Origin of the sequence: Amycolatopsis nigrescens CSC17Ta-90 (assembly GCF_000384315.1) — a bacterium.
In the GTDB taxonomy this organism is placed as follows: domain Bacteria; phylum Actinomycetota; class Actinomycetes; order Mycobacteriales; family Pseudonocardiaceae; genus Amycolatopsis; species Amycolatopsis nigrescens.
Genome location: NZ_ARVW01000001.1, coordinates 1,478,369 through 1,504,616 on the forward strand (window position 1 = coordinate 1,478,369; position 26,248 = coordinate 1,504,616).

General features: G+C 70.0%; 26 protein-coding genes. 10 read left to right on the forward strand and 16 right to left on the reverse strand.

What is annotated here, in order from left to right; translation table 11 throughout:
• Positions 1–44 precede the first annotated feature (44 nt).
• On the forward strand, positions 45–458 hold the full coding sequence (locus tag AMYNI_RS0106780) for a cold-shock protein (RefSeq protein WP_026360123.1): 414 nt from the start codon (positions 45–47) through the stop codon (positions 456–458).
• A 13-nt stretch (positions 459–471) separates the two neighbouring features.
• Here the strand turns inward: AMYNI_RS0106780 and AMYNI_RS0106785 are convergent, their stop codons facing one another.
• The 4 genes from AMYNI_RS0106785 to AMYNI_RS0106800 are packed head-to-tail and all read right to left on the reverse strand — an operon-like array spanning position 472 to position 3,104.
• Positions 472–780 (reverse strand): antibiotic biosynthesis monooxygenase family protein, encoded by a 309-nt coding sequence (locus tag AMYNI_RS0106785; RefSeq protein WP_020667235.1) that lies wholly within the window; start codon positions 778–780, stop codon positions 472–474.
• Entirely contained in the window at positions 777–1,709 is a 933-nt protein-coding gene (locus AMYNI_RS0106790; protein ID WP_020667236.1) for an NADP-dependent oxidoreductase, read from the reverse strand. The genes AMYNI_RS0106785 and AMYNI_RS0106790 overlap by 4 nt, the downstream gene beginning before the upstream one ends.
• 55 nt (positions 1,710–1,764) lie before the next feature.
• Positions 1,765–2,697, reverse strand: coding sequence for an NAD-dependent epimerase/dehydratase family protein (locus AMYNI_RS0106795; protein WP_020667237.1), 933 nt, complete (start codon positions 2,695–2,697; stop codon positions 1,765–1,767).
• Positions 2,694–3,104: a hypothetical protein gene (locus AMYNI_RS0106800; protein ID WP_020667238.1), complete on the reverse strand. Its 411-nt coding sequence runs from the start codon at positions 3,102–3,104 to the stop codon at positions 2,694–2,696. Before AMYNI_RS0106800 ends, AMYNI_RS0106795 begins: the two co-directional genes overlap by 4 nt.
• Before the next feature lie 110 nt (positions 3,105–3,214).
• On the opposite strand from AMYNI_RS0106800, the gene AMYNI_RS0106805 reads away from it, so the two are divergent.
• The 4 genes from AMYNI_RS0106805 (at position 3,215) to AMYNI_RS0106820 (ending at position 7,181) form a co-directional block, all read left to right on the forward strand.
• Positions 3,215–4,333, forward strand: coding sequence for an ATP-dependent DNA ligase (locus AMYNI_RS0106805; RefSeq protein WP_211225462.1), 1,119 nt, complete (start codon positions 3,215–3,217; stop codon positions 4,331–4,333).
• 34 nt (positions 4,334–4,367) lie between these two features.
• Complete coding sequence (ligD, locus tag AMYNI_RS0106810) at positions 4,368–5,375, forward strand: non-homologous end-joining DNA ligase (protein WP_020667240.1); 1,008 nt, start codon at positions 4,368–4,370, stop codon at positions 5,373–5,375.
• Between the two features lie 232 nt (positions 5,376–5,607).
• Entirely contained in the window at positions 5,608–6,660 is a 1,053-nt protein-coding gene (gene rsgA / locus AMYNI_RS0106815) for a ribosome small subunit-dependent GTPase A (protein ID WP_020667241.1), read from the forward strand.
• Positions 6,661–6,665: 5 nt separating this feature from the next.
• Complete coding sequence (locus AMYNI_RS0106820; RefSeq protein WP_020667242.1) at positions 6,666–7,181, forward strand: GNAT family N-acetyltransferase; 516 nt, start codon at positions 6,666–6,668, stop codon at positions 7,179–7,181.
• Positions 7,182–7,238: 57 nt separating this feature from the next.
• Here the strand turns inward: AMYNI_RS0106820 and AMYNI_RS0106825 are convergent, their stop codons facing one another.
• Together AMYNI_RS0106825 and AMYNI_RS0106830 are read right to left on the reverse strand one after the other, a co-directional pair.
• Entirely contained in the window at positions 7,239–8,480 is a 1,242-nt protein-coding gene (locus AMYNI_RS0106825; protein WP_026360126.1) for a cytochrome P450 family protein, read from the reverse strand.
• A 42-nt stretch (positions 8,481–8,522) separates the two neighbouring features.
• On the reverse strand, positions 8,523–8,720 hold the full coding sequence (locus AMYNI_RS0106830; protein WP_026360127.1) for a ferredoxin: 198 nt from the start codon (positions 8,718–8,720) through the stop codon (positions 8,523–8,525).
• Positions 8,721–9,155: 435 nt separating this feature from the next.
• Between AMYNI_RS0106830 and AMYNI_RS0106835 the strand changes: the two genes are divergently transcribed.
• Entirely contained in the window at positions 9,156–11,405 is a 2,250-nt protein-coding gene (locus tag AMYNI_RS0106835; protein ID WP_020667245.1) for a terpene synthase family protein, read from the forward strand.
• Positions 11,406–11,409: 4 nt separating this feature from the next.
• On the opposite strand, the gene AMYNI_RS0106840 is transcribed toward AMYNI_RS0106835, so the two are convergent.
• From AMYNI_RS0106840 to AMYNI_RS0106855, 4 genes are all read right to left on the reverse strand, one after another.
• Complete coding sequence (locus AMYNI_RS0106840) at positions 11,410–12,063, reverse strand: hypothetical protein (RefSeq protein WP_157357273.1); 654 nt, start codon at positions 12,061–12,063, stop codon at positions 11,410–11,412.
• Between the two features lie 100 nt (positions 12,064–12,163).
• Complete coding sequence (locus AMYNI_RS0106845) at positions 12,164–14,389, reverse strand: xanthine dehydrogenase family protein molybdopterin-binding subunit (protein WP_020667247.1); 2,226 nt, start codon at positions 14,387–14,389, stop codon at positions 12,164–12,166.
• A complete protein-coding gene (locus tag AMYNI_RS0106850) occupies positions 14,386–15,369 on the reverse strand; it encodes an FAD binding domain-containing protein (RefSeq protein WP_020667248.1) in 984 nt (327 codons plus the stop codon). The genes AMYNI_RS0106845 and AMYNI_RS0106850 overlap by 4 nt, the downstream gene beginning before the upstream one ends.
• A complete protein-coding gene (locus AMYNI_RS0106855) occupies positions 15,366–15,809 on the reverse strand; it encodes a (2Fe-2S)-binding protein (protein ID WP_245574151.1) in 444 nt (147 codons plus the stop codon). The genes AMYNI_RS0106850 and AMYNI_RS0106855 overlap by 4 nt, the downstream gene beginning before the upstream one ends.
• Positions 15,810–16,074: 265 nt before the next feature.
• On the opposite strand from AMYNI_RS0106855, the gene AMYNI_RS43840 reads away from it, so the two are divergent.
• The gene (locus tag AMYNI_RS43840; RefSeq protein ID WP_020667250.1) at positions 16,075–16,557 is read left to right on the forward strand and encodes a MarR family winged helix-turn-helix transcriptional regulator; all 483 of its coding nucleotides are present in this window, start codon (positions 16,075–16,077) and stop codon (positions 16,555–16,557) included.
• A 32-nt stretch (positions 16,558–16,589) separates the two neighbouring features.
• On the opposite strand, the gene dgoD is transcribed toward AMYNI_RS43840, so the two are convergent.
• Together dgoD and AMYNI_RS0106870 are read right to left on the reverse strand one after the other, a co-directional pair.
• The gene (gene dgoD, locus AMYNI_RS0106865; protein WP_020667251.1) at positions 16,590–17,741 is read right to left on the reverse strand and encodes a galactonate dehydratase; all 1,152 of its coding nucleotides are present in this window, start codon (positions 17,739–17,741) and stop codon (positions 16,590–16,592) included.
• Positions 17,742–17,751: 10 nt separating this feature from the next.
• Positions 17,752–18,462 carry an SDR family NAD(P)-dependent oxidoreductase gene (locus AMYNI_RS0106870; RefSeq protein ID WP_020667252.1) on the reverse strand — a complete coding sequence of 237 codons (711 nt, stop codon included), beginning with the start codon at positions 18,460–18,462 and terminating at the stop codon, positions 17,752–17,754.
• A gap of 186 nt (positions 18,463–18,648) precedes the next feature.
• Here AMYNI_RS0106870 and AMYNI_RS0106875 point away from each other — a divergent pair, with 186 nt between their 5' ends.
• Positions 18,649–19,698: a lactonase family protein gene (locus AMYNI_RS0106875; protein ID WP_026360128.1), complete on the forward strand. Its 1,050-nt coding sequence runs from the start codon at positions 18,649–18,651 to the stop codon at positions 19,696–19,698.
• Here the strand turns inward: AMYNI_RS0106875 and AMYNI_RS0106880 are convergent.
• Entirely contained in the window at positions 19,692–20,891 is a 1,200-nt protein-coding gene (locus tag AMYNI_RS0106880) for an ROK family protein (protein WP_026360129.1), read from the reverse strand. The two genes, AMYNI_RS0106875 and AMYNI_RS0106880, sit on opposite strands and share 7 nt — an antisense overlap.
• 117 nt (positions 20,892–21,008) lie before the next feature.
• Between AMYNI_RS0106880 and AMYNI_RS0106885 the strand changes: the two genes are divergently transcribed.
• Both AMYNI_RS0106885 and AMYNI_RS0106890 read left to right on the forward strand, forming a co-directional pair.
• Positions 21,009–22,109 carry an ABC transporter ATP-binding protein gene (locus AMYNI_RS0106885; RefSeq protein ID WP_020667255.1) on the forward strand — a complete coding sequence of 367 codons (1,101 nt, stop codon included), beginning with the start codon at positions 21,009–21,011 and terminating at the stop codon, positions 22,107–22,109.
• Between the two features lie 129 nt (positions 22,110–22,238).
• The gene (locus AMYNI_RS0106890) at positions 22,239–22,937 is read left to right on the forward strand and encodes a FadR/GntR family transcriptional regulator (protein WP_020667256.1); all 699 of its coding nucleotides are present in this window, start codon (positions 22,239–22,241) and stop codon (positions 22,935–22,937) included.
• A 28-nt stretch (positions 22,938–22,965) separates the two neighbouring features.
• Here AMYNI_RS0106890 and AMYNI_RS0106895 read toward each other — a convergent pair whose 3' ends face one another.
• The 3 genes from AMYNI_RS0106895 to AMYNI_RS0106905 are packed head-to-tail and all read right to left on the reverse strand — an operon-like array spanning position 22,966 to position 26,248.
• Positions 22,966–24,513, reverse strand: a complete 1,548-nt coding sequence (locus AMYNI_RS0106895) for an ABC transporter ATP-binding protein (protein WP_020667257.1) — start codon at positions 24,511–24,513, stop codon at positions 22,966–22,968.
• Positions 24,510–25,304 (reverse strand): ABC transporter permease, encoded by a 795-nt coding sequence (locus AMYNI_RS0106900; protein ID WP_040405571.1) that lies wholly within the window; start codon positions 25,302–25,304, stop codon positions 24,510–24,512. The genes AMYNI_RS0106895 and AMYNI_RS0106900 overlap by 4 nt, the downstream gene beginning before the upstream one ends.
• Positions 25,301–26,248 carry an ABC transporter permease gene (locus tag AMYNI_RS0106905; RefSeq protein ID WP_245573886.1) on the reverse strand — a complete coding sequence of 316 codons (948 nt, stop codon included), beginning with the start codon at positions 26,246–26,248 and terminating at the stop codon, positions 25,301–25,303. Before AMYNI_RS0106905 ends, AMYNI_RS0106900 begins: the two co-directional genes overlap by 4 nt.

The window sequence follows — 26,248 nt, forward strand, 5'->3', positions numbered from 1 at the left end:
CGCGGCGCGTCCGGCCGATGCGGTTGTCGAGGATGGGGCTTTCGGTGGTCACAGGCAAGGTAGTCCGGTTCGACGAGTTCCGCGGTTACGGTTTCGTCGCCCCTGATTCCGGTGGTGAGGACGTCTTCATCCACGTCAACGACCTGCATTTCGACAAGCGGCTGATCGCGCCCGGCGCACTGGTCGAATTCACCGTGGAGGACAGCAACCGGGGCCTGAAGGCTTCGGGGGTGCGCATCCTGGAGCAGGCACCGGGCCAGTCCGACGCACCGGCTCCTCGGGCACACCAGGCACGGTCCGACGAAGACGGTCTTTGCGACGTGCTCTCCGCCAACGAGCTCGCCCACGAGATCACCGAGGCCCTGCTCGAAGCCGCCCCGGCGATGACCGGCGAGCAGATTCTGAACGCACGGCAGCGGCTGGTGCAGCTCGCCCGCCGGCACGGCTGGGTCGAATAGCACCGCCGCTTCTTCAGCCGCCTCCAGCCACCACGGTGTGATGCGTGACGGTGCTGTCGAAGTCCAGCAGCACGGCACGAGCAGCGGGTTCGACCACCGCGGTCTCGTACTCCGCACCCGCGAAACCGCGCACCGCGGCGAGCGATTCCCAGCGCGTCAGCACCTGGATCTCCAGCGGCTCGGCCTCCCCGCGCACCAGCAGCCAGGCGCCGAGATGGCCGGGGACGCGCTCGAGTGCCGGCAGCACCGTCTCGGTGAAATGCGCGCGGTAGCTTTCCGCACCGGCACGGGTCGCCCTCGCCCGCCAGATCCGCATGATCATCGCGCGCCCGGGAGCAGGACCAGTTTGCCGCGCACGTGACCCGCTTCGCTGGCACGGTGTGCGTCGGCCGCTTCGGCGAGCGAGAAGGTCCGTGCGATCGGCAGCTCGACCACCCCGGCGTCGACCAGTGCCACCGCGTCGGCGAGGCTGCCGGGCACCTCGTCGGGCCCGCCGTAGGTGGCGCGCACACCCAGCTCGTCCGCCGCCTGGTCGGCGATGGTGACCACCCGGGCAGGACCGCCGGCCAGTTCCACCAGCGCCGGTAGCGAACCGCGCCCGGACGCGTCCAAGACCGCGTCCACACCTTGCGGGGCCACCGCACGGACCCGGTCGGCGAGCCCGTCGCCGTAAGCGACCGGCACCGCGCCGAGCGAGCGCAGGTAGTCGTGGTTGCCGGGGCTCGCGGTGCCGATCACGGTCAGCCCGCGGTGCCTGGCGACCTGCACCGCGACCGTGCCCACCCCACCGGCCGCGCCGTCGATCAGCAAGGTCTCCCCCGGCGACAGGCCGAGCAGGGCGAGTGTGCGGTAGGTGGTGGTCGCCGCCACCGACAGGCCACCGGCGACCTCCCAGGCCACCCCGACCGGTTTCGCGGTGATCGTGTCCACCGACGCCAGCGCGAGCTCGCCGTAGCTGCCGGCCGCGGCGGAGCCGAGCACCTCGTCACCGACCGAGAACGCGGTCACGCCCTCGCCGACCTGGTCCACCACCCCGGCCAGGTCGATGCCCGGCACGGCGGGGAACTCGGTCGGGATGACCCCGGCCATCGCGCCTGCCCGGAGCTTGGCGTCAAAGGGGTTCACGCCGGCCGCGCGGACCGCGACCCGCACCTGGCCGGGGCCGGGCACAGGGGCGTCCAGTTCGACCACCCGCAGCACGCCGGGATCACCGTATTCGGTGTACACGACGGCCTTGTACTTGTCTGCCATGTGTTTCCTCTCTCGGTACCGGGGTAACGGTAGAGCCCCGCACCCGAGCACACCATCAAGGCTTCCGGACCGCCAGCGCGGCCAGCCCGTCATGGCAGGACGGGAACCGGGGTGCCCAGTCCAGCTCCCGTTTCGCCTTCTCGTTGGACAGCCGGATGCGGGTCCCGACCATCAGCGCGTGCAGGTAGGGCACCGCGCGCAGCAGCCAGGCCGGCACCCGCGGCGGAGCAGGCGCACCGGCCGCGGACGCCACGGCCCGGACGTACTCGGCAAACCCGACCGGGTGGTCGTCGGCGATGTTGTACGCCTGCCCGGCGCGGCCGCGTTCGAGCGCGGCGACGGTGGCCGCGGCGGCGTCGTCGATGTGGATCGGCGAGGTGACCCCGGACGGGTCGGTCACCGGCATCATCCGCTTGCGCGCCAGGTCCATCAGCTTCCGGGTACTGACCTCGGGACCGTAGAAAAGGCCGTACCGCAACGAAATCCCCTCGATCCCCGGGGTGCCGAAGACCTGGTCCTCATTGGACCGCATCGAGCGCATGTGCACGTCGAACGGGCTCCCGTCCGGCCGCGCGAACGGGCTGTCCTCGGTCACCGGCCGGTCGCCGTGGTCCCGGTAGCCGTAGCCGAGGAAGAAGGACTGGGTGACGAACCTGGTCGCGCCGACCAGCTCGGCCGCGCGCAGCAGGTTCCTGGTGCCCGCGTCCCGCAGTTCGTTCGTCGGATGCAGGTGGCGGTGCAGCATCGGGGTGCGGGTGAGCGCGGTCGCCTCGTGCAGCACCGCGTCCGCCCGCTGCCCGTTCAGCGCGCCGAGCAGCGCGTCCTCGTCCAGCACGTCCGCGAGCACCGGAGTGGCCCCGGCGGCGGTCAGCTTGGCCGCGCCACCGGATGACCTGGTCAGGCCCAGCACCGAGTGCCCCGCCTCGACCAGCATCGGCACCAGCGCGCTGCCCACGGTGCCGGTCGCTCCGGCCAGTACCACCCTCATTTTCCCGCCTCCGTTCCGATTTTCCGACCGCGCAGCGACCTGAGCCGGGCGTACAGACCGGCCGCGGCCAGTACCGAGACCACGCCTAGGGCCCACGGGTCGGAGGGGCTGCCACCGAGATGGGCGTCCTGCGCATGGTTGATCGCGTGGAACGTGTTGCCGAAGACGAACCCGGCCAGCACCACGGCCGGCGCGTCGCGCCACCAGAGGGCGCACAGCATCATCACGCCGATGGCCAGCTGGAACACCCCCGCGTCGTGCAGGAAATGCACATGGCTCGGCCAGTTCGCCCAGCGTGCGAACCCGTCCGGGTCCACCCGCATCCACGCCCCGAACAGCAGCATCATGCCGGCCCCCACCACCGTCGCCACCGCGACCAACCGGCCGACCGGCACCCGATCACTCATCCCGTTGCTCCTCCCGTGCGATCACGTCGAGAGCCAGACGGGAAGGCCACCAGGAACGTGACAGTGTCGCATCGCTAGGCCGCTGGCCTGCGGTGATCTACGCTCGGTCCGTGGAACTGCCTGTCATGCCGCCGGTGCGGCCGATGCTCGCGAAGTCGGTGCACGAGGTCCCGCGCGCACCGGGGCTGAGCTACGAGCCCAAATGGGACGGGTTCCGCTGCATCGTGTTCCGCGACGGCGACGAGGTCGAGCTGGGCTCGCGCAACGACCGGCCGCTGACCCGGTACTTCCCCGAGCTGGTCGAGCTGTTGCGGGCCGCGCTGCCGCCGCGGTGCGTGGTGGACGGCGAGATCGTGGTGGTCACCGGCGACGGCCTCGACTTCGACACCCTGCAGAACCGGCTGCACCCGGCCGCGTCCAGGGTGCGCATGCTGGCCGAACGGACACCGGCCAGTTTCGTGGTCTTCGACCTGCTCGCCCTCGGCGAGCGCGACCTGATGGGCGAGCCCTTCGCCGAGCGGCGGCGGCTGCTCGAAGGCATCCTCAGCCGCGAGCTGGCCAGGGTGGTGCTCACCCCGGTGACCGGCGACCCGGACGTCGCGCAGGACTGGTTCACCCGGTTCGAAGGCGCCGGTTTCGACGGGGTGATGGCCAAACCCGCCGACCTGCCCTACGAGCAGGACAAGCGCGTGATGTGGAAGGTCAAGCACGAGCGCACCGCGGACTGCGTGGTGGCCGGGTACCGCACGCACAAGGACGGCCAGGGGGTCGGCTCTCTGCTGCTCGGCCTGTTCGACGACCAGGGCGACCTGCACCACGTCGGTGTGGCGAGCAGCTTCACCGCCGCCCGCCGCCGGGAGCTGGTCGACGAGCTGGCACCGCTGCGGGTGAACGCGCTGGACGACCATCCCTGGCGGGAGTGGGCCGCCGCCAGTACCGCCAACACCGCCAACACCGCCGACATCGCTGGCACCGCCGGGACCGGCAGCCGGATGCCGGGCGGGGTGAGCCGGTGGACCGGGCAGAAGGACCTGTCCTGGGAACCGCTGCGGCCCGAGCTGGTCGCCGAGGTCCGCTACGAGCACGTCCAGTCCGGGCGGCTGCGGCACGGCGGCAGGCTGGTGCGCTTCCGGCCGGACCGGGAACCGGCGTCGTGCACCTACGCCCAGCTCGACGAGGTCGCGCCGGCGGAGCTCGCCGCATTGTTCGGTGAAGGGGCGCCGTCATGAGCACCGACGACGCACTCCTTCCCGCGGAGGAGCCATGAGCACCGACGACTTAGCCATCGACGTCGATGGCACAGAGGTCGTCATCTCCCATCCGGGCAAGGTGTTCTTCCCCGAGCGCGGCGAGACGAAACTCGACCTGATCCGCTTCTACCAGTCGATCGCCGAGCCGCTGCTGAAGGCGCTGCAGGGGCGTCCCTTGCTGCTGGAGCGCTATCCGAACGGCGCCGGCGGCAAGTCCTGGTTCCAGAAGCGGGTGCCGAAGTCGGTGCCGTCGTGGTTGCGCACCACGGTGGTCGCCACGCCCAACGGCACCACCAGCGACGCGCTGGTCGCGGCCGATCTGGCGCACATCCTGTGGGCGGTGAACCTGGGCTGCCTCGGTTTCCACGTCTGGCCCTACCACGCGGCGACCCCGGAGTTCACCGACGAGCTGCGCATCGACCTCGATCCCTCACCCGGCGTCGGCTTCGCCCAGGTGCGGGAGGCCGCCGCGCTGACCAAGGAGTTGCTCGACGAGCTCGGCATCGAGGCGCACCTGAAGACCTCGGGCTCGCGCGGGCTGCACATCTACGTCCGGCTCCGCCCGGAATGGGACGGCTACCAGGTGCGCGCGGGCGCGGTGGCGCTCGCGCGTGCGCTGGAACGCCGCCACCCGGCCCTGATCACCGCGCAGTGGTGGAAGGAGGAGCGCGGGGCCAGGGTGTTCGTGGACTTCAACCAGAACGCGCCGCACAAGACGGTGTTCGGCGCGTGGTGCGTGCGTCCGCGGGCGGGGGCGCAGGTGTCCACCCCGATCGGCTGGGACGCGCTGGCCGTCGTCCGGCCGGACGAGCTGACCATCGCCACCGTGCCGGCCGTGGTCGCCGAGCACGGCGACCCGTGGGCCTCGGCCGGGGAGCGCCCGCAGTCGCTCGAACCGCTGCTCGAACTGTCCCGCCAGGACCTCGCCGCCGGGCTGATGGACGCGCCCTGGCCACCGGTCTACCCGAAGCAGCCCGGCGAACCGCCGCGCGTGGCGCCCAGCCGCGCCCGCAAGCCGTGACGTTAATTCGGATGACGACAGCCCTGTCCGTCGCCTAGAATCGCCGCGACGACAATCTGGTCGTCGAGTGAACCTTTGTGGGAGGTGGGGTATGGCCGTGCCGACGGCTGTCGCTGCGCGCAGCGTCCGGTCCTACCTCATGTTCCCGGCCCTCGGCTGACCTTTTCGCCAGCGCCCGACGCGGCGCGGACGAGCCATGCCCGGGGCCTCCCACACCCAAGGGGTTCCTCAGTTGTCTTCCATTTCTTCTTCACGCGCGCCCGATCTCGCCGCCTACGGCTGGGACGACGCGTTCGAAAGTTCCTTCACCCACCATCGCGCGGACGGCCTGCTGCCGGCCCGCATCGCCAGAGTCGACCGCGGCCAGTGCGACGTGGTCACCGAACACGGGCCGCTACGAGCCACCAGCACCGGGCTGTCCCCGTGCACCGGCGACTGGGCGGCACTGGATCAGCGCGATCGCGCGTTGACCGCGCTGCTGCCGCGCCGGACCGCGATGATCCGGTCGTCCTCCTCCCGTCGCTCGCAGGGACAGGTGCTGGCCGCGAACATGGACACCGTCGCGGTCACGGTGTCGCTGGCCGCGCCGATCGTGCTCGGCCGCGTCGAGCGGCTGCTCGCGCTGGCCTGGGAAAGCGGGGCGCGGCCGGTGGTCGTGCTGACCAAGGCCGACCTGTCCGATGACCCGGACGCCGCGGTGGCCGAGGTCTCCACCGCGGCGCCGGGCGCGGACGTGCTGGCGGTCAGCGCCGACACTGGCCACGGCCTGGACGTGGCCGCGGCGGCGCTCACCGGCACGGTCGTGCTGATCGGGCCGTCCGGCGCCGGCAAGTCCACCCTCGGCAACGCGCTGCTCGGCACCGAGGCGCTGGCTGTGGGCGCGGTCCGCGAGCAGGACGGCAAGGGCAGGCACACCACGGTGCACCGCGAGCTGATCGCGCTGCCGGGAGGCGGGGTCCTGATCGACACACCCGGCCTGCGCGGGGTCGGCCTGTGGGACTCCGAAGACGGCCTGCAGCAGGCGTTCGCCGATATCGAGGAGTTCGCCGCCGGCTGCCGGTTCGGCGACTGCGCGCACCGGTCCGAACCCGGCTGCGCAGTGCTCGCCGCGATCGAGTCGGGCGCGCTGCCCGCGCGCCGGCTCGAGAGTTACCGGAAACTGCTCCGTGAGAACGAATGGATCGCCTCGCGGAGTGACGCCAGGATGCGCGCCGAGCGGGAGAACCAGCGCAAGGCCCTCACCAGGTCCCTGCGCAAGACCTACCAGCTCCGGGGAAAGGGGTGACGGCCATGCGACTCGACTGGCAGACCTGGAAGACACGGCCCGAGACCGAGGCCGACATCGGCGCGGTGCACCGGGTGAACGCCGCGGCCTTCGAAACACCGGCCGAAGCCGACCTGGTGGACGCGCTGCGCACCGACCCGGCCTGGCTGCCGGGACTGTCCTGGGTGGCCGAGGCACCGGACGGCGAGGTCGCCGGCCACGCGCTGCTGACCCGCTGCCGGATCGACGAGACCGACGCGCTGGCGCTCGCGCCGGTGGCGGTGCTGCCCGCGTACCAGCGGACCGGTGCGGGCGGCGCGGTGGTGCGGGCCGCGCTCGACGCGGGCCGCGCGCGGGGTGAGTCGTTCGTGGTGGTGCTCGGCCACCCCGAGTACTACCCGCGGTTCGGCTTCCGCACGGCGTCCCGGTACGGCATCAAGGTCTCGTTCGACGTACCGGACGAGTCGCTGATGGCGATGTCGCTGAACGGCTCCGAGCTGCCGGGCGGCACCGTCCGGTACGCCCCGCCGTTCGGGGTGTGACTCTCGTGAGTGCGGGTGCCCGCCGGGGCACCCGCACTCACGACCCCCGCAATTTGGTCAGAGGCGCACGGGCAGGCGGGCGAGCCGCCAGGCACCCGGCATCAGCTGCCGCTCCGGCTCCCCGCCGAGCGCGAGGTCCGGGAAATGGCGCAACAGCGCGCCGAAAGCCACTTCGCCCTCCTGCTTCGCCAGTGCCGCGCCGAGGCAGTAGTGCGCCCCGTGCGCGAACGCGACATGGGTCTCCCGGCGGCCTTCCGGCGAGCGGGTGACGTCCAGCCGGTCCGGATCGTCGAACCTGCGCGGGTCGTAGTTGGCGCTTGCCAGGATCGGGACCACCGCCTCGCCGCGGCGCACCACCGTGCCGCCGATCTCGACATCCTCGGCGGCGTAACGCATCCGGGTGATCAACGCGGTGCCGCCCCAGCGCAGTAGCTCTTGCACCGCACCCGGCAGCAGGTCCGGATCCGAGCGCAGCAGGGCGAGCTGGTCCGGATGGGTGAGCAGCGCGAGCGTGCCGTTGCCGATCAGATGCGCGGTGGTCTCGTGCCCGGCCAGCACCAGGGTGAAGACCATCGTGGTCATCTCGACATCGCTGAGCCGGTCGCCGTCCTCGTCCTGCGCGTGGATCAGGGCGCTGATCAGGTCGTCGGCCGGTTCCGCGCGGCGGCGCGCGATCAGCGCCTCGATGTAGTCGACCAGGCTGGCGATCGCTTCGCCGAAAGCGGGGCCATAGCTCGAAACCAGGGTCTCGCTCGCCTCCCGCCATAGCCCGCGGTCCTCTTCCGGAATACCGACCAGTTCACAGATCACGATGATCGGCAGCGGATACGCGAAGTGCTCCAGCAGATCCACCACGCCGTCCTCGGCGTGCTCCGGCAACGCCGCCAGCAGCTCATCGGCCACGGTCTCCACCCGTGGTCGCAGGTCGGCGATCCGGCGCACGGTGAAGGCGCGCGAAACCAACTTGCGCAGCCGGACGTGGTCGGCGCCGTCGAAGTCGAGAATGGTGGACACCAGGTACTTCTGGTACTCCGGCGGCACCCCGCGCACGTCCATGGACTTCCGGGCCAGGTTCGGCACGTCCATGCCGGGCACGTCCGCCGGGTTGATCACGAACCGCGGGTCGCTCAGCACCTGCTTCACGTCCTCGTACCTCGTGATAGTCCACAGTGGACCTACACCGGTCATCTCGGCCCGTACGACCGGTGCCTGCTCACGGATCTTCGAAAACTCGCCGAAGGGATCCCGCAGCAGTGCCGGATCGTCCATGGCGTAGGCAACAGGGAGCTCAGTAGTCATGCGAGACACTCCGTCTGTGGTGGGGTCTGAGGTGGTGGGATTTCAGTCTTCGACGAGCCGGATCGCGACGGTCGGGCAGAGCTGCACGGCCTCGTGGACCGCGTCCTCCTGTCCGGCATCAGGTCTGGGGTTGCGCACCAGCACGGTGCCCTCTTCGTCGTCCACGTCGAAGATCTCGGGAGCGGCGAAGGCGCACATTCCGGTTCCGGCACAACGCTGGGTGTCCACGACGATGTTCACACTTCACAAGCTACACAAGTTTCACGTTGTTGTGAAGTATGTAGCCGCAGTCAGCGGTGCCGCCAGGTGCCGAGCAGGCCGTCCGGTTCTTGCGCGAGCCGGTCGGGGCCCCCACGCGAGTGAACAAGGCGACCGCGCGTCGGCCCGGTTCCCCGAACAGGTGGAACTCCCTGCGCCGAAGGTACCTCACCCCCGTCTCGCACCTGGCGAATTCGCCGCAGCAGCACCCTTTTCGAGGAAAGCAAAAGTCGTTAACCCGGCACGAAATCGAACGAATCACGGCTGTGCATATCAAATGACGAAACGCGGCGGCCGGTTCACCCGTTCGAGCAGGGCAGTCGCTCGCCTGGTCGATATGCCGCCGCGGCCCGCGGATGTCAGGGTTCTAGCCGACGCGACCACCGCCGACAGTGCGACGAGGGGTAGGTACGACGTATGCAGGCATTCACGCTGCCCGAGTTCTACATGCCGTATCCGGCCAGGCTGAACCCCCAGCTGGAGCGGGCCAGGGCGCACAGTGCGGCGTGGGCGAGGGATATGGGCATGCTGGACGCGCCCAAGCCCGGCGGCGGTCTCGTCTGGGACGCCGAGGCGCTGGCGAAGATGGACTACGCGCTGATGTGCGCCTACACGCATCCGGACTGCGACGGCCCGACACTCGATCTGATCACGGATTGGTACGTCTGGGTCTTCTTCTTCGACGACCACTTCCTCGAACAGTTCAAATACTCCCGCGACCGCACCGGGGCGAAGACCTATCTGGATCGACTCGAACGGTTCATGACCATGGACGGGGACACCCCGCCCGAACCCGGCGGCCCGGCGGAAGCGGGTCTGAAGGACCTGTGGGCGCGCACCGTGCCCTCGATGTCGGCCGACTGGCGGCGGCGGTTCATCACCAGCACGCACAACCTGATGGTCGAGTCCCTGTGGGAGCTGGACAACATCGACCTCGGTCGGATCGCCAACCCGATCGAGTACATCCAGATGCGCCGTCGGGTCGGCGGGGCACCCTGGTCGGCGAACCTGGTCGAGTTCGCGGTCGGCTCGGAGGTCCCGGACGCACTGGCGGGCACCAGGCCGATGCAGGTGCTGAGGGACACCTTCGCCGACGCCGTGCACCTGCGCAACGACCTGTTCTCCTACCAGCGCGAGGTGCGGGAGGAGGGCGAGAATTCGAACGCGGTGCTGGTCCTGGAACGGTTCTTCGGCTGTGCCACGCAGGAGGCCGCGGAACTGACCAACGAACTGCTGACCTCCCGGCTGCAGCAGTTCGAGAACACCGCGCTGACCGAGGTGCCGGGCCTGTTCGCCGAGCACGCGGTGCCGGCGAACGAGCAACTCGGGGTGGCCGCCTATGTCAAAGGGCTGCAGGACTGGCAGTCCGGTGGCCACGAATGGCACGAGAAGTCCAGCAGGTACATGAACGAGCAGGCCGGATCCACCGGCGTGCTCGGCGGCCCGACCGGCCTCGGCACCGCGACCGCCAGGCTGGTTCCCGCCCAGGGCAACCTCGGCCTGCGGCGGCGCGCCCAGCAGTACGCGCACGTGCTGTACGAACCGGTGGGACACCTGACGCTGCCCGAGCTGTACATGCCCTACGCGTTCCGCACCAGCCCGCACATCGACGACGCGCGGGCCTACTCGGTGGACTGGGCACGGCAGATGGGCATGTTCGATTCGGTGCCCGGGGTGGAGGCGGGCGGGATCTGGGACGAGCAGCGCTACCGCGGCCTCGACCTGGCGCACTGCGCGGCGATGATCCACGCGGACGCGGACGCCGAGCAGCTGCACCTCTCCACGGACTGGCTCACCTGGGGCACCTACGGTGACGACTACTTCCCGGTCGTGTACGGCATCACGCGCGACGTCGCCGCGGCGAAGATCTGCGACGACCGGCTGGCCGCGTTCATGCCGGTCGAGGACGGGGAGCCGGTACCGCCGCCGACGAACGCGATCGAGCGTGGGCTGGCGGATCTGTGGCAGCGCACCGCCGGGCCGATGCCGATCCCGGCCAGGGAGGTGTTCCGCAAGGCCGTGCAGGACATGACCGCCAGCTGGGTCTGGGAGGTGGCCAACCAGGCGCAGCACCGGATCCCGGACCCGATCGACTACGTGGAGATGCGCCGCCGCACCTTCGGCTCGGACATGACGATGAGCCTGCGCAAACTGGCGAGCTTCGACGTGGTGCCGCCGGAGATCTACCAGACCAGGACGGTCCGCGAGCTGGAGACCGCGGCACAGGACTACGCCTGCTTCACCAACGACCTGTACTCCTACCAGAAGGAGATCGAGTTCGAGGGCGAGCTGCACAACATGGTGCTGGTGGTGCAGAAGTTCCTGAACGTGGACCGCTGGCAGGCCAGGGACATCGTGGCCGACCTGATGAAGGCCAGGATGGAGCAGTTCGAGCACCTCGTGGCGGAGGACCTGCCCGCATTGTTCGAGGACTTCGAGCTCGACGAGCAGGCCCGCGCGTCGCTCACCCGGCACGCCGAGGGGCTCAAGGAGTGGATGTCCGGGATCATGGAGTGGCACGTCAAGTGCGTGCGCTACACCGAGCCCGAGCTGCAGCGGCTGCGGCGGGAGGCGCTGCCGAGCGCACGGTTCCCGTTCCTGCCCACCGGTCTCGGCACGTCGGCGGCACGAGTCGCGAGCGCGCTGGCCGGCGGCCGCATGAGCTGAGCGATCAGCGGGGAAGCGGCCGGACGGCCGCTTCCGGTGGCACGGTGAAGGTCACGGTCACCTGGTAGCGACCGGTGTCGAGCCGCTGCAGGACGGCGGCCTTCGCCAGCCCCGACGTGGTGCAGGACCCGAGCCCGGGCTCGGGGCAGTGCACCTTCGTGTTCGGGCTCAGCAGCGACTCGCCGAGGGCCGCGGCACCGGCGCCGACCGCCCGCGCGAGCTCGGTTTCCAGGCTCGAAGGCGGGGTGACGAGCAGGTCCCGCACCATGACCCCGTCCGCGGCCACCGGGAAACCCCAGGTGGACGACGCCATCCGGCCGGACTTCTCGCCGGGGGCGGCGGTGTAGACGGTGGTCGAAGAGCCATACCGGCCGTGGCCGTCCCGCAGCAGGCAGGACACCCCGCCCTCGGTCGGCTCACCGCAGACCGCCGCGGCCGTCACCTTGTCGCTTTCCCCGACCGAGGCGACGATCTGCGCTTCCGCCTCGGCACGGCCGGGCGGAGTCCAGCCGCTGAGCCAGTCCCACAGCCACCACACGAGCAGGATCGCGACCAGGGCCACCGCCCCCAGGACGTACGGCACGAATCTTCTCCGCCGCGATACCGGCCGATCCTTTTTCGCCGGTGCCGGGGCGGTCCGGCGCAGAGACTCGGTCACCCGGCAAGCCTACGAGCAGCACCGCTCCGGAAAAACGGCATTCGGGTGACGCGAGCGCCCGCGTTCGGGCTAATTCGGTGTCCCGCGAAAACGCGTCTCGCTACAGAAGCTTCTCCGGGGTGATCGGCAGTTCGCGGACCCGCCTGCCGGTCGCGTGGTACACCGCGTTCGCGATCGCCGGTGCGACCCCGACCGCCACCACCTCGCCGAGTCCCTTGGCACCGTTGGGATGGGCGTTCGGCTCGGCCTCGTCCACGAACAGCGCCCGCACGTCACCGACGTCGGCGTGCACCGGCACGTGGTAGTCGGTCAGCGCCGGGGTGATCAGCCTGCCGGACACCGGGTCCGGGGTCAGCCGCTCGGTGAGCGCGCCACCCATGGCGAAGATGATCCCGCCCTGCGCCTGGTTGCGGGCGGTTTTCGGGTTGAGCACCCGCCCGCAGTCGAAAACTCCGACATGCCGGGTGACGCGCACCCTCGGCAGGTCGGCGTCGATCCGGACCTCGACGAAATGCGCGGCGAAGGTGGCCAGCGCGTACGGGCTGTTCGCGTCGGGCTGGTAGCTGCCCTCCTCGCGGAGTGTGCCGATCCCGTTGCGCCGCAACAGTTCCTGGTAGCTCTCCCCGCGATCCGGGTCGTCCCGCACGAACAGCCTGCCGTGCTCGGCGGCGACCGCGTCCTCGGCAACGCCGTGCAGGGGCGAGCGGGGGTCGTGCACGGCCAGCCTGACCGCGGCCTGCCTGGCCTTCACCGCCGCCTGCTGGACCGCGCTGCCGGTGCTGCCCGAGGTCAGCGAGCCGAAGGTGGGCGAGCCGGCGGGCAGGGCGGAGTCACCGGCGCTGATCCGCACCCGTTCGTGGCCGATGCCGAGGCCGGAGGCGGCGACCTGGACCATCGTGGTCAGCGAGCCGCCGCCGATCTCCTGGGTCGACGTGGACACCACCGCGGTCCCGTCCGCGTTGATCTCCACCCGCGCCGCGGCCGGCGCCGAGTGCTCGCCCCGCATTCCGGACGCCATCCCGTAACCGACAAGGTCGGCCCCGTCCCGCATCGAACCGGGCTCCGGCGTGCGGCGATCCCAGCCGAACTCGGCAGCACCGAGCTCGTAGCAGCGGAGCAAACGTTTGCCGCCCCAGGGTTTCCCGGTGTGTGGATGGGCGTCCGCGTGGTTGCGTCGCCGAAGCTCGAGCGGGTCGAGACCGGTCGCATAGGCCAGTTCGTCCATCGCGCTTTCGATCGCGAACCCACCGGCGGTGTCGCCGGGAGTGCGCATCGAGGTCGAGGTGCCGATGCTGACCTTCGTCACGGTGACGCGTGCGTCCACATTGGGCACCGCGTAGACCGCCGGGGTGTTCTGGATGGTCGGCTCCGGCCGGTCGTCCAGCCACGACGTCGGGTTGACGCTCTGGTGCAGGGTGGCCCTCAGCCTGCCGTCCCGGCCGGCGCCGAGCCGGACCCGCTGGATGGTCGCGGGCATGTGACCGGTCCCGGTGAACACCTGCTTGCGGGTCAGGGTCAGCCGGACCGGCCTGCGCACCACCTGCGCAGCCAGCGGGGCGAGCAGGGTGTGCGCCCACAGAAAGGACTTGTTCCCGAACGCGCCCCCGAGGTAGCTGCAGATCAGCCGGACGTTGCCGGCCGGCAGACCGAAGGCGGCGGCCACCGCCTGGCTGTGCAGTTGGACGGCCTGGCTGGAGTCGTGCACGGTGAGCCGGTCACCGTCCCAGGACGCCAGGGTGGACGACGGTTCCATCGGCGCGTGGGACAGATTGGCGGTCCGGTACTCCGCGTCCACCTGCACCGGCGCCGCGGCCAGCGCACCTTCCGGGTCACCGCGCCGGTACTCCACCGGGAACCGCTGCACATACGGGCCGCTCGGTCGGTACGCGGCCGGCAACCCGGCGTCGAGATCGGGCACCGGCCGCTGTCGCTCGTAGTCGACGCGCACCAACCCGGCCGCGTACTCGGCCAGTTCCAGGGTTTCCGCGACGACCAGCGCGACGCACTGGTTGCCGTAGTAGATCCGGTCGTCTTCGAGCGGCAGCCTGTTCTCCGCGTTGTACTGCGCCGTCCCGGGCCGGCCCTTCCATTGTGGACGGTTGAGGTGGTCGAGTACGGCCAGCACCCCGCGCACCCCCAGTGCCCGCGAGCTGTCGATGGCACGTACCCGACCGGCCGGGACGGCGCTGGTGACCATCACCGCAACGGCCGCGCCCGGCGCACGCACGTCGGCGGTGTACACCGCGCGGCCGGTCACCTTCTCCCCCGCCTCCACCCTGGTGATCGGCGCGCCGATCGGATCGACCCAGTCCCGTGCGGTGGTCATCGCTGCCCCAGTTCGGTGAGCGCCCGCCGGACCACCCGGCGCGCGAGTTCGACCTTGTAGGTGTTGTCCGGTCTCGGCGTCGCACCCTCGACGGCGGCGTCCGCGGCCAGCGCGATGGCGGCCGCGTCGAACCGCTGCCCGCTCAGTGCCCGCTCGGCCGCCGGGCAGCGCCACGGTTTCGCCGCGACCCCGCCGAGCGCGATCCTGGCCGTGCGCACGAGCCCGTCGGAAATTTCGACCGCCACCGCGGCCGACACCAGCGCGAAGGCGAAGGACGCGCGGTCACGGAACTTCAGGTAGTGCGAAGTCCGCCCGAAAGGCCGCCGCGGGATTTCGATGGCGGTGATCAGCTCGGCCCTGCGCAGCGCCGTCTCCCGCTCCGGTGTGCCCGCGGGCAGCAGGTGGAACTCGTCCAGCGGGATCCGTCGCCGGCCGGCCGGGCCCTCCACCAGCACCACGGCCTCCATCGCCTGCAGCGCGACCGCGAGGTCCGAAGGATGTACGGCCACACAGGCGGGAGAAGCACCGAAGATCGCCTGCCGTGCACCGTCCCCCTCGGCCGAGGCGCAGCCGCTGCCGGGAGCACGCCGGTTGCAGTCGAACTCCGGCAACCGGAAGTAGGTGCAGCGCACCCGTTGCAGCAGGTTGCCGCCGAAGGTGGCCATGTTCCGGATCTGCGGCGAGGCGCCAGCCCGCAGGGCCTGCGTGACCACCGGGAACTCCGCCCGCAGCCGGGGGTCGTCGATCGCGTTGCGGCACAGCGCGCCGATCCGGACCGTGCCGTCCGGCAGCCATTCCACCCGGTCGAGGCCGAGCCCGCCGAGATCGACCAGCCGGGACGGGGTCGCGATCCCGTCCCGGAGCAGGGTGATCAGGTCGGTGCCGCCGGCGATGGCGGTGGCACCGGAGTCGCGGTCGAGAATTCGGACGGCCTCGGCGACGCTGCGAGGTTTGCTCAGCTGGAACGGGCGCACGCTCATCGCCCCCTGGCGTCCGCGATCGCGGCGGCGATATTCGGGTAGGCCGCGCAGCGGCACAGGTTGCCGCTCATCAGCTCGGGAATCTCCGCGTCCGGCACCTTCGGATTTTCCGACAGCAAGCCGACCGCGGAGACGATCTGGCCCGAGGTGCAGAAGCCGCACTGAAACCCGTCCCGCTCGGCGAAGGCCCGCTGCACCGGATGCGGCCGGTCGCCGGTCGCCAGTCCTTCGACGGTGGTGATCTCCCGGCCGGTGTACATCCCGGCCACCGTCAGGCAGGACAGCATCCGGCTGCCGTCCACCAGCACCGTGCAGGCGCCACAGGCACCCTGGTTGCAGCCCTTCTTGGTGCCGGTCAGCCCGAGGTTCTCGCGCAGCGCGTCCAGCAGGCTGGTCCGGACGTCCGCGTCGAAGGTCCGCGGCCTGCCGTTGACCCGCAGGGTGAGCCTGGTGGTCTCCGACGGCGCCTGCGCCGGGGCCGGGGCTGCCTGCGCAACCCCGCCGGTCCCGAGCACGGAGGCCCCGGCCACGCCTGCGGCCAGGCTTCTGCTCAGGAACTCGCGACGGCTGCTGCCGCCCGTGGTGTCTCGCCCGGCTCTGCTCTTACGTCTCATGGGTCCTCGATCCGATTCGGGGAGGGCTGTAGAGTTACAGAGTTCTGTAATTAAGGAGAGTACTGGCGAGGGGTAAAATTCATGTGTGACTATGCGTGCTGAAGACCGACTGGGCTATCACGTCAAACGGGTCGAGCAGGAGCTGATGGCGGTCAAACACGTGGCCATCAAGCCGAGCGGGCTGACCGTGCCCCAGTACACCGCGCTGGCCATCCTGTCCCAGCACCCCGGCGCCTCGACCTCGGCGCTGGCGAGGTTCGCACTGGTCACCCCGCAGACGATGGCCACCATCATGGCGAACCTCGACGCCAAGGGACTTATCGTCAAGGTGCCTGACCCGTACCACCTCAACTCGCAGCAGATCGAGCTCACCGCGGCCGGCCGCAAGGTGCTCGGCACGGCGGACGACGCCGCGGTGAAGGTGGAACGCGCGATCGGCGAGGCGTTCACCGCCCAGGAACGCGACACCCTGGTCGACCTGCTGGCCCGATTCTCCAGCACCCTGGAGGAGCAGGCCGCCAAGCTCACCGGCACCGGCCCGGCGCTCACTCCCTTCCGGACGAACCCGAGCTGAGCAGGGTCAGCCGCGGCGACATCCCCGGACGCTCACCATTCGGCGAGGCTGCCGTCCTCGTGCCGCCACACCGGGTTGCGCCAGCGGTGCCCGGTCTCCGCCGCCGCCCGCACCGCTTTTTCGTCGATTTCGATCCCGAGGCCGTGTCCGGTCGGCCGCCGCAGGTGGCCGTCGAAAAATTCGAACGGGCCCGGGTCGGCCAGGTAATGCACCAGTTCGGTGCCGCCGCCGTGGTAGTGCATGCCCAGGCTCTGTTCCTGGATCAGGAAGTTCGGTGTGGCGAAGGCGATCTGGAGACTCGCCGCGAGCGAGATCGGCCCGAGCGGGCAGTGCGGCGCGATGCTCGCCCCGTACACCTCGGCGAGCGCGCCGATCCGCCGGAGCTCCGAGATTCCGCCGGCGTGCGAAGGATCCGGCTGGAGCACCGCGACCCCGGCGTCCAGCGCCGGCTTGACGTCCCAGCGCGAGTAGAGCCGCTCCCCCACCGCGATCGGCACCGTACTGGCCGCCACCACCGCGGCCAGCGCACCGCCCTGGATCTCCGGCAGCACCGGCTCCTCGACGAACATCGGCTGGACCTCTTCGAGCATCCGCACCAGCCGCCGCGCCATCGCCGGTGACACCCGGCCGTGGAAGTCGATCGCCAGGTCACGATGCGGCCCCAGCGCCGCCCGCGCCTCCCTCGCCCTGCCCAGCGCGGCATCCGCTTCGGCAGGCGACGCGATCGCGTTCATCGGGCCGGCCACGTTCATCTTCACCGCGGTGAACCCGGCCTCGACCTGCCTGGTCACCGCCTCGCCGACGTTCGACGGCCGGTCGCCGCCGACCCACGAGTACACCCGCACCCGGTCGCGGACAGGGCCGCCGAGCAGTTCGTGCACCGGCGCACCCCGCACCTTGCCGGTGATGTCCCACAACGCGTGGTCGAACCCGGCCAGCGCGCTGGATAGCACCGGACCACCACGGTAGAAGCCGGCGCGCCGCAGCACCTGCCAGTGGTCCTCGATGCGCAGCGGGTCCTGCCCGATGACCAACTCGGCCAGCTCGTGCACCGCGGCCCGCACGGACTCCGCCCGCCCCTCGACCACCGGCTCACCCCAGCCGCTGACTCCTTCGTCCGTGCTGACCTTGAGGAAGAGCCAGCGCGGCGGGACAAGAAAGGTTTCAATCCCGGTGATCTTCATACTCGCTCCCTCATGCGGAATCCTTGGCGGCCGACCAGCCGCCGTCGACGACCAGTTCGGCACCGGACACAAAGGACGCTTCCGGCGAGACGAGAAAGGCGACCGCGGACGCGACCTCGTCCGGGTCACCCAGCCGGCCGGCGGGAGTGGCCGCCGCGCTGCGTGCCCGGTCGGCCTCGCCGACCCGGTCCCAGGCCTGGGTGAGCACCGGGCCCGGCAGCACGCTGTTCACCCGCACCCGCGGCCCGTACTCCACCGCGAGCTGCCTGGTGAGCGAGACCAGCGCGCCCTTCGTCGCGGCATAGGCCGGATGCCCCGGCAGCCCGAACAGCGCGTGCACGGACGAGACGAGCACGACCGACCCGGCTCGCGCGCGCAGCGACGGCAGGCAGGCGCGGACACCGAGGTAGGCGCCGGTGAGGTTCACCTCGAGCTGCCGCGTCCACTCCACGCGGTCCATCTCGTGCAGCGGTTTCACCGTGGCCGTGTACGCGTTGCTGACCAGCGCGTCGACCCCGCCCGCAAGCCGTTGCGCGAGCCCGACGGCCGCGCTCCAGGTGGCTTCGTCGGCGACATCCCCGACCACGGCGTGCACCCCGTCGACGGTTTCCGCCGTTTCGGCCACATCCACCGCGACCACCCGGTACCCGTCACGGACGAGCCGCCTGGCGGTCGCGGCCCCGATCCCCGCCGCGGCACCGGACACCACCGCGCACCGCATCGGCTGCTCTGCCACCTGCCGCCTCCCTTGTCGTTCAGATGATCGCGGCCTGGAAGAAGCCTGCCCTCTCAGCCCCGGACGGGAAAGCCCGCCGCAGCTTGCCCGGTGGCCAAAGCCAGTGTCAATAATAAATACTAAATTATGATTTCAGGTGTACGGTGCACGCGAAACTGGTAGGTGTGGACCATGACTGAATCCGGGAGCACCGTGCGCCGAATGGTCTGCGTCGGTTCGTACACCGCGGAGGCCGGTGGCACCGGCGCCGGGATCACGACGTTCTGGCAGGACCCCGCCACCGGCTCGCTCAGCCTGGCCGGCGAACTGGCGCTGCCCTCGCCGTCCTGGCTGACCTGGCACCCGTCGGTGCCCGTGCTCTACGCGGCGAACGAGACCGAAGAAGGTGCGGTGACCGCGCTAAGGCTCGGCGAGAACGCGAGGCTGACCGCGGTCGGCAGCACACCGACCGGCGGCGCGTCGCCCTGCCATCTCGCGGTCACCCCGGATGGCCGGTTCCTGCTGTGCGCCAACTACCGGGGCGGCAGCCTCGCGGTGTTCGCGCTGGACGGCGACGGCCTGGTCACCGGGCGCACCGACCTTGCCCGGCACACCGGTACCGGACCGGTCCACGACCGCCAGGAGGCCGCACACGTGCACATGGCCGTACCGGGCATCGATGAGAGCGGCGCGCCCATCGTCAGCGCGGTCGACCTCGGCACCGATGAGATCCGCAGCTACCGGCTCTCCACGACGGGCACACTGACCCCGCTGGCGGTTTCGGCCCTGCCGCCGGGCACCGGGCCGCGGCAGCTCGTCCGCCACTCCGGCACCGGCGCCGCCTATGTGGTCGGTGAACTTGCCGGAAACCTGCTCACCGTGCGGGAAGAGCCGGCCGGCACCTTCACCGTGACCGACACGGCGGACGCCACCACATCCGCGAAGGCCGATGTCGGAAATTTGGCCGCGCACCTCGAACCCGCTCCCGACGGCGGGCTACTGCTGTCCAACCGAGGCCCCGACTGCGTGACCGCTTTCGCCTTCGACGGCACGGCACCGCGACCGGTCGCGGACCATCCGAGTGGCGCCGGACCCCGGCATTTCACCGTGCTGGGCGACCGGTGTTACGTGGCCGCGCAGGGCGACAACGAGGTCGTGTCGTTCGAACTGACCCGGCCCGGGGCACTCATCCGCTATCCGGTGGGTTCGCCGACCTGCGTGGCCGCCGCCCCGGCCTACTGAGCGAGCCAGCGCCAGGGATCCTCCACCAGACCGCGCACCACCGCGCCCGCCGCGGCCCGCGCGACCGCATCCGGCGGCAGTTTGGAGATGCTCAATAATCCGACACGACCGGATCCGGGCAGCGACTCCGCCACCATGTCCAGGAAATCCGGCCCGAAGTCGGCGAACCGGCCACCGAGCACGACCGCGGCCGGATCCAGGGCTGCCACCAGTGACCCGAGCGCGGCGCCCAGCCCCCGCCCGGCTCGGCGGGCGGCGGCCACCGCACGCTTCTCACCGGAACGGACCAGTGCGGGCAGCGGCCCGGTGCCGCCGACCAGCCGGGTCCGCACCATCGGCTCGAGGCCGGCCGCCCGCAGCATCGCCTCCTGCCCGGCGACCGTGTCCAGGCAACCGGCCGCTCCGCAGGCACACCGATCACCCCCGGGCTCGATCGGGACATGCCCGAGTTCACCCGCTTCGCCGTTCGCTCCCCTGTGGACGGCCCCGTTGAGCACAATCCCCGCACCGACACCGAGCTCCCCGCCGACATAGAGAAGGTTCGCGGCCTCCGCACTCCCCCGTGCCCGCGCCTCGGCTGCCGCCACCAGGTTCAGGTCGTTGCCCAGGTCCACCGGGATTCCGCCGGCTCCCATGGCCGCGAGCCGGTCACGCACCAGCACCGTCATCGCCACGTCGGTCCAGTCGAACACCGACGACCGGATCACTTGCTGCCCCCGGACCGTGGCCGGCAGGCCCGCCATCACCCCGGCGACCGGATTGCCCGTACTGCTCGCGTCGTCGAGCAGACGCCGCAACACCGGCTGAGCCGCCCGCGCGGCCTCATCCGGCCCGGAGCCGCGGTTGTCGCACCGATGGACCATCCGCCCACGAACACGACCGGTGAGATCCATCAGGCAGCCGGCGACATGGTCCATCTCGATCTGCACACCGAGCCCGAGCGGACCGAGCGAATCCGGCACCAGCAGGTTCGACGGACGCCCCGCGCCGGAAGCCCTGGCGATACCGATATCGCGCAGCAGCCCGGCCTCGAGCAGCTCACCGACCAGCTGGGTAACGGTCGACTTGGTCAGCCCGCTGTCCGCCGCGAGCCGCGCCCGGGACACCGGTGCCGAACGCGCGGCCAGCCGCATCACCAGCGCCAGGTTGTGCCGGTGCTGCTGCGCCTGACCGACCGGCCGATCCACGTCCATCAGCACACTCTACGTGAATTAGTTCGTCCACTGGACAATCAAACCCTGTCCCTGCTGATCAACCGGCCGCTAGAAAGAGCCCGGTCTGGAACGTGCTGAGAGAGGAACACCGAAATCATGGCAGAGGTCTCCTTCCGCGACGCCGCCCGAGTGTTTCCCGGCAACCCCCCGGTTCGCGCCGTGGACGGGCTCAGCCTGGACATTCCCGACGGCGAGTTCCTGGTCCTGGTCGGCCCGTCCGGTTCCGGCAAGTCCACCGCGCTGCGCATGCTGGCCGGCCTGGAGGACGTGGACGAAGGCTCGATCTCCATCGGTGGCAAGGACGTCACCGACGTGTCGCCGAAGAACCGCGACATCGCCATGGTGTTCCAGTCCTACGCGCTGTACCCGCACATGACCGTCGCCGAAAACATGGGCTTCGCTTTGAAGATCCAACGGGTCAGCAAGTCCGAGATCCAGAGCAAGGTGGCCGAGGCCGCCCGGCTGCTCGACCTCACCCAGTACCTCGACCGCAAGCCGAAGGCGCTCTCCGGCGGTCAGCGCCAGCGTGTCGCCATGGGCCGCGCGATCGTCCGCGAACCCGCGGTGTTCCTGATGGACGAGCCACTGTCCAACCTGGACGCCAAGCTGCGGGTGGAGACCCGCGCCAACATCACCTCGTTGCAGGCCAGGCTCGGCACCACCACGGTCTACGTCACGCACGACCAGATCGAGGCGATGACCATGGGCCACCGGGTGGCGGTGCTCAAGGACGGCGTGCTCCAGCAGGTCGACACCCCGCGCCGGCTCTACGACGCCCCGGGCAACCTGTTCGTGGCAGGGTTCATCGGTTCCCCCGCGATGAACCTCACGACCGTGCCACTGACCGCCGAGGGCGGAAAACTCGACGGACTCACCGTGCCGCTGCGTCGAAACCTCCTCACCGCGGCTTCCGACGCCGGGCTGAAAGAGGTCACTCTCGGCCTTCGACCGGAGTCGCTGCGAGCCGCCGGTGCGGACGAACCGGCGATGGAAATGCAGGTGGAGCTGGTGGAGGTGCTCGGCTCGGACGCCTACGTATACGGCAAGGTGGACGTGGGCGGCGCCCACGAGCGGTTCATCGTACGCACCGAGTCGCACGGCACGCCTGCCTTCGGTGAGTCCATCCGGATCACCCTCCGCGACCCGGACCAGGTGCACGCGTTCAACCCTGAGGGCGGCGAGCGCCTCACGGCCTGACGCAGCCACCTGGATATATATTCATAAATTACTATCCGGGCCGCCGGACGCACTACCCTGAGTCGCCAGCCCCGTCGGCGACTCCAGAAACGCGAGGCCCGAACCTTGAGCCAGACCAGGCCGCGAGGCGTGCACGGCCAAACCGTCGAAGAGCTGGCGAACCGCATTCTTTCCGACGAGCTCCCCGAGGGCTCGATTCTCGACCTGCCAGCACTTTGTGAAGAACTCGACGTCAGCCTGACCGCCCTGCGCGAAGCGCTGAAGGTGCTCACCGCCAAGGGCATGATCGACGCACGGCAGAAACGCGGCACCTTCGTGCAGCCCCGCACCGCGTGGAACAAGCTCGATGCCGACGTGATGCGTTGGCAGGCCACCGGCCCCACCGATCCGGACTTGCTCGACGAACTGACCGAAGTACGAACGGTGGTCGAGCCGGCGGCCGCACGGATCGCCGCGGAACGCGCCACAGCAACCGATCTCGCCGCTCTCGGCAAAGCGCTGCGGCGGATGGCCGATGCCGGCCGTGACACCGCCGAAATGGTCAACGCCGACCTCGAGTTCCACCGGCTGCTGCTGGCCGCCACGCACAACGACTTCCTGGTGCGGATCGAACGGGTGATCGCAATCGGCCTGGCCGCACGGGATCAGCTCGTCCACACCGCGGACCCATCGGACGATCCGACACCCAGCCATCAGGAGGTGTACGACGCAATCGCCGCCCGCGACCCGAACGAGGCGGAAAGCGCGATGCGCCGGCTCGTGCACAAATCGGAGATGGACCTGGGCAAGCTCAAGCGAACGCGGAAGCGACCCCGCAGATCGTCCTGACCTGGTTCGAAAACGGCGCGCTCTTCGGTCACACCTGGTCTCGCATCGCGCGCACCAGTTCGGCCGCGACACGAGACGCCGGCGCGTGCAGGAACCGCTCGACGTCGGCCTGTTCAACACACCGACCGTTTTCCAGCACCACCACACGGTCAACCACGGGGAGCAACGCGGCCAGATCGTGGCTGATCATCACCAACGCGCTTCCGGTCTCAACTGCGGCGGCCACCAGGACGGTCAACAGCGCCGCCTGGTTCACCGTGTCCAGGGCCGAAGTCACCTCGTCACACACAAGCAACCGTGGTCTCGCCATCAACCCGCGCGCAAGCGCACATCGTTGAAGTTGTCCCCCGGACAACTCACCGGGCTTGCGGGTGACCGTGTCTGCGTCCAGACCGAGCTCGGCCAGAAGGTCCAGTGCCTCAGCCCTCGCCTCGGCTTTCGGCAGGCCACGCAAACGGCACCCGGTGGCGGCGACCTGACCGAGCACTTCGTGAAACTCGTCAAAGGAAGCCCGACTGTCCTGGTGCACGTATTGCACCGCCCGCAACTGTTCGCGCGAACGCTTGGCGAGCGCCGCCGGCAAGGGCTGTCCGTCAAGCTCGAGCGTGCCTGCGCCGGCCACGGTAAGCCCCGCCAGCGCCCGGCCGAACGTGGTCTTGCCGGCACCGGACGCCCCGACCAACGCGGTCCTGCTTCCGCCCGGAAAACGGACGCTGACCTCGTCGATCAACCTGATCCTGCCCGCACGTACGCTCAGCCCTCTGGTCACCAAAGTGTCGCGATCAGCCGCCACAGCACCCGACGAAGCACCTTCTGGCAACTGGGGCTCGGCCGCCACCAACGCCTGCGTACGAACGTGCCGCGGTGCACCAAGGACCTCGGCTACCGGCCCCTGTTCTACCATCCGGCCCTTGTCGAGCACCGCACAATCCGCGGCCAGCGCTCGGACCAGCGGCAAGTCGTGGGTCAGGAGCAGCAATGCGGTACCACTCGCCACCAGCACCCGAAGCCGATCGATCAGGGCCGCCGAACCGATCGGATCCAGCCCTGTCGTCGGCTCGTCGAGCACCAACAGTCGCGGTTGGGTGACCAGCGTGGTTGCCAGAGCCATACGCTGTTGCTGACCGCCGGAAAGCTGGTGCGGATAGCGCCGCCAGTGCCGCGGGTCGGACAGTCCGGCGGTACGTAACGCGACAGCAGCCGCTTCCGCTCGCCCCGCACGGCCGACATGACGCAGCCCGGCCAGCTCAGTGAGGACACGCCCGCAACGGCGTACTGGATCGAGCACCGCGGCAGGATGCTGCGGCAGGTGCCCGACGACCCCGGCCCGGATCTCCCGTCGCCGCGCATCCGTGACCCCGAGCAGGTCGTGCCCGTCGAGCCGTACAGCGCCGGTCAGCCGCACACCGGGCTTGGGCTGGCCGAGCGCGGCCAGCCCGAGGGTCGTCTTCCCACTGCCGGAACTGCCGACGACCGCGAACACCGATCCTGCCGACAACGCGCAGGAGATGCCGTCAAGCAGCACCTGCTCGCCCACCTTCGCGGACAGCCCTTCGATCTCCAGCAAGGGCATCATCGGCGCTCCCGGGAACGACCGAGCAGCCTGTCTGCGGCAAGGTTCGTGCCCACGCACAGCGCCATCAGCAACGCGGCGGGCACGAGCACCACAACAGGTTGGGAGAACAGCACCGAACCGTTGCGTTCGATCACCACCGCCCAGTCCGCCGACGACGACGGCAGCCCGAGGCCGAGAAAGTTCGCCGATGCGAGCAGGTACAGCACAAGGCCGAGCCTGCTCCCGAAGTCCGTCACCACCGGCCCGAGAACCGAACGCGCCACATAACCGACCTGGATCCGCCACCAGGGCTGCCCCTGCATGCGCAACGCTTCGACCGCGATGCGGCAGCCCGGCACAAGTGCGGCCGAGCGCACGATCCTGGTGATCGCGGGTACTTGGAGCACCGCGGTCGCCACTATCAGCGTGCCGGCACCACGCCAGCCGGTGGCCGCCAGCATCATCAGCACCAACAAGGAAGGAAAGGCGAGCAGCACGTCCAGCAGGCGCATTACTCCTTCATCCACGATCCGCAGTCGATGGCCCGCCGCCAGCAACCCGAGCGGGACACCGAGCAGGTACGCCAGGAGGAGCGCAGCGACGGTCATCCCGACGACCGACAATCCACCGCCGAGCACCAAGGCGAGCGCGTCCCTGCCGAGCACATCGGTTCCTAACGGGTACCGCTCGTCCGGCTGCTGCAACGGCCCGGCCACCGAATCCGTCGTTCTCGCGAAAACGGGACCGAACAAGGCAACCACCAATGGCACGACCAGCAACGCCCAGCCTGGCAACGCTCGTATCTTCTTCATCTCGAGACCAGCTGCCCGCGAGGCGTCAGCCGGTACGAGATGAGGTCGGCGCACAAATTCACCGTGACCACCACCGCGGCGAACACCAAGGCGTAACCCTGGACTGCCGGAATGTCGCGATTCTGCACCGCTTCCACGAACCCGGTTCCCAGACCACTGATCGCGAACAGTGACTCGACGATCACCGCGCCGCCGAGTAGCCCTTCGACGCTGCGCGCCAGCTGCTGAACGATCGGCGCCAGCGCGTTCGGCAACACGTGCCGCAATACCACCATGCGCTCCCCCAGCCCGAGTAGCCGCAGGTGGCTGGCCGGCTCACCAACCGTGTGCTCCGCAACCCCGATCCGAATCTGCCTGGCCAGATCGCACAGCTGCCTGCTGACCAGCACAATGACCGGTAACACCAAGACAGCCGGCCGGCCCAGCAGCGCAAGCCCGGACGCACCGGCAGCGGTGGCCGGAAGCAGTCCGAAGTAGACGGACAAACCAGCAAGCAGCAGGAGCCCGAGCACGAACTCCGGCATGGAGTGCAGCAGGATCGTGACAACGTTGAGCGCCCGATCCGTACGCGATCCTTCACGTAGCCCGCTCGCCAAGCCGAGAGAGAACGCCAGCGGCAGAAGCACAAGCAAGGTGACCCCTGCGAGCAGGGCCGTCGACGCGAACCTGCGTCCGATCTCATCGGTCACGGGCAGACCGGTCACCAACGAGTTTCCCAGGTCACCCGAGAACAGCTTGCCGGACCAGCCCAGAAACCGATCGACCAGTGGCTGGTCGAGACCGAGCTGATGCCGGACCACTTCGATCTGCTCGGGTGTCGCCTGCTCACCGAGGACGACCACCGCGGCATCACCGGGAAGCAGTGCGGTAAGCCCGAACGCGGCCACCAGAACTGCGACGCCCTGTACCGCCGCAACGGCAGCTCGGATCAGTACGAAACGCAA

Excerpts from the sequence above, each read along its gene's own strand:
- AMYNI_RS0106825 (WP_026360126.1), bottom strand. The coding sequence starts at position 8,480 with ATGACTACTGAGCTCCCTGTTGCCTACGCCATGGACGATCCGGCACTG.
- AMYNI_RS0106880 (WP_026360129.1), bottom strand. The coding sequence starts at position 20,891 with ATGGACGTGGATCGGCCGGTCGGTCAGGCGCAGCAGCACCGGCACAAC.
- AMYNI_RS0106850 (WP_020667248.1), bottom strand. The coding sequence starts at position 15,369 with ATGAGCGTGCGCCCGTTCCAGCTGAGCAAACCTCGCAGCGTCGCCGAG.
- dgoD (WP_020667251.1), bottom strand. The coding sequence starts at position 17,741 with ATGAAGATCACCGGGATTGAAACCTTTCTTGTCCCGCCGCGCTGGCTC.
- AMYNI_RS0106885 (WP_020667255.1), top strand. The coding sequence starts at position 21,009 with ATGGCAGAGGTCTCCTTCCGCGACGCCGCCCGAGTGTTTCCCGGCAAC.
- AMYNI_RS0106875 (WP_026360128.1), top strand. The coding sequence starts at position 18,649 with ATGACTGAATCCGGGAGCACCGTGCGCCGAATGGTCTGCGTCGGTTCG.
- AMYNI_RS0106790 (WP_020667236.1), bottom strand. The coding sequence starts at position 1,709 with ATGGCAGACAAGTACAAGGCCGTCGTGTACACCGAATACGGTGATCCC.
- ligD (WP_020667240.1), top strand. The coding sequence starts at position 4,368 with ATGAGCACCGACGACTTAGCCATCGACGTCGATGGCACAGAGGTCGTC.
- AMYNI_RS0106820 (WP_020667242.1), top strand. The coding sequence starts at position 6,666 with ATGCGACTCGACTGGCAGACCTGGAAGACACGGCCCGAGACCGAGGCC.
- AMYNI_RS0106900 (WP_040405571.1), bottom strand. The coding sequence starts at position 25,304 with ATGAAGAAGATACGAGCGTTGCCAGGCTGGGCGTTGCTGGTCGTGCCA.
- AMYNI_RS0106870 (WP_020667252.1), bottom strand. The coding sequence starts at position 18,462 with ATGCGGTGCGCGGTGGTGTCCGGTGCCGCGGCGGGGATCGGGGCCGCG.
- AMYNI_RS0106800 (WP_020667238.1), bottom strand. The coding sequence starts at position 3,104 with ATGAGTGATCGGGTGCCGGTCGGCCGGTTGGTCGCGGTGGCGACGGTG.
- AMYNI_RS0106835 (WP_020667245.1), top strand. The coding sequence starts at position 9,156 with ATGCAGGCATTCACGCTGCCCGAGTTCTACATGCCGTATCCGGCCAGG.
- AMYNI_RS0106795 (WP_020667237.1), bottom strand. The coding sequence starts at position 2,697 with ATGAGGGTGGTACTGGCCGGAGCGACCGGCACCGTGGGCAGCGCGCTG.
- AMYNI_RS0106785 (WP_020667235.1), bottom strand. The coding sequence starts at position 780 with ATGATCATGCGGATCTGGCGGGCGAGGGCGACCCGTGCCGGTGCGGAA.
- AMYNI_RS43840 (WP_020667250.1), top strand. The coding sequence starts at position 16,075 with ATGCGTGCTGAAGACCGACTGGGCTATCACGTCAAACGGGTCGAGCAG.
- AMYNI_RS0106895 (WP_020667257.1), bottom strand. The coding sequence starts at position 24,513 with ATGATGCCCTTGCTGGAGATCGAAGGGCTGTCCGCGAAGGTGGGCGAG.
- AMYNI_RS0106845 (WP_020667247.1), bottom strand. The coding sequence starts at position 14,389 with ATGACCACCGCACGGGACTGGGTCGATCCGATCGGCGCGCCGATCACC.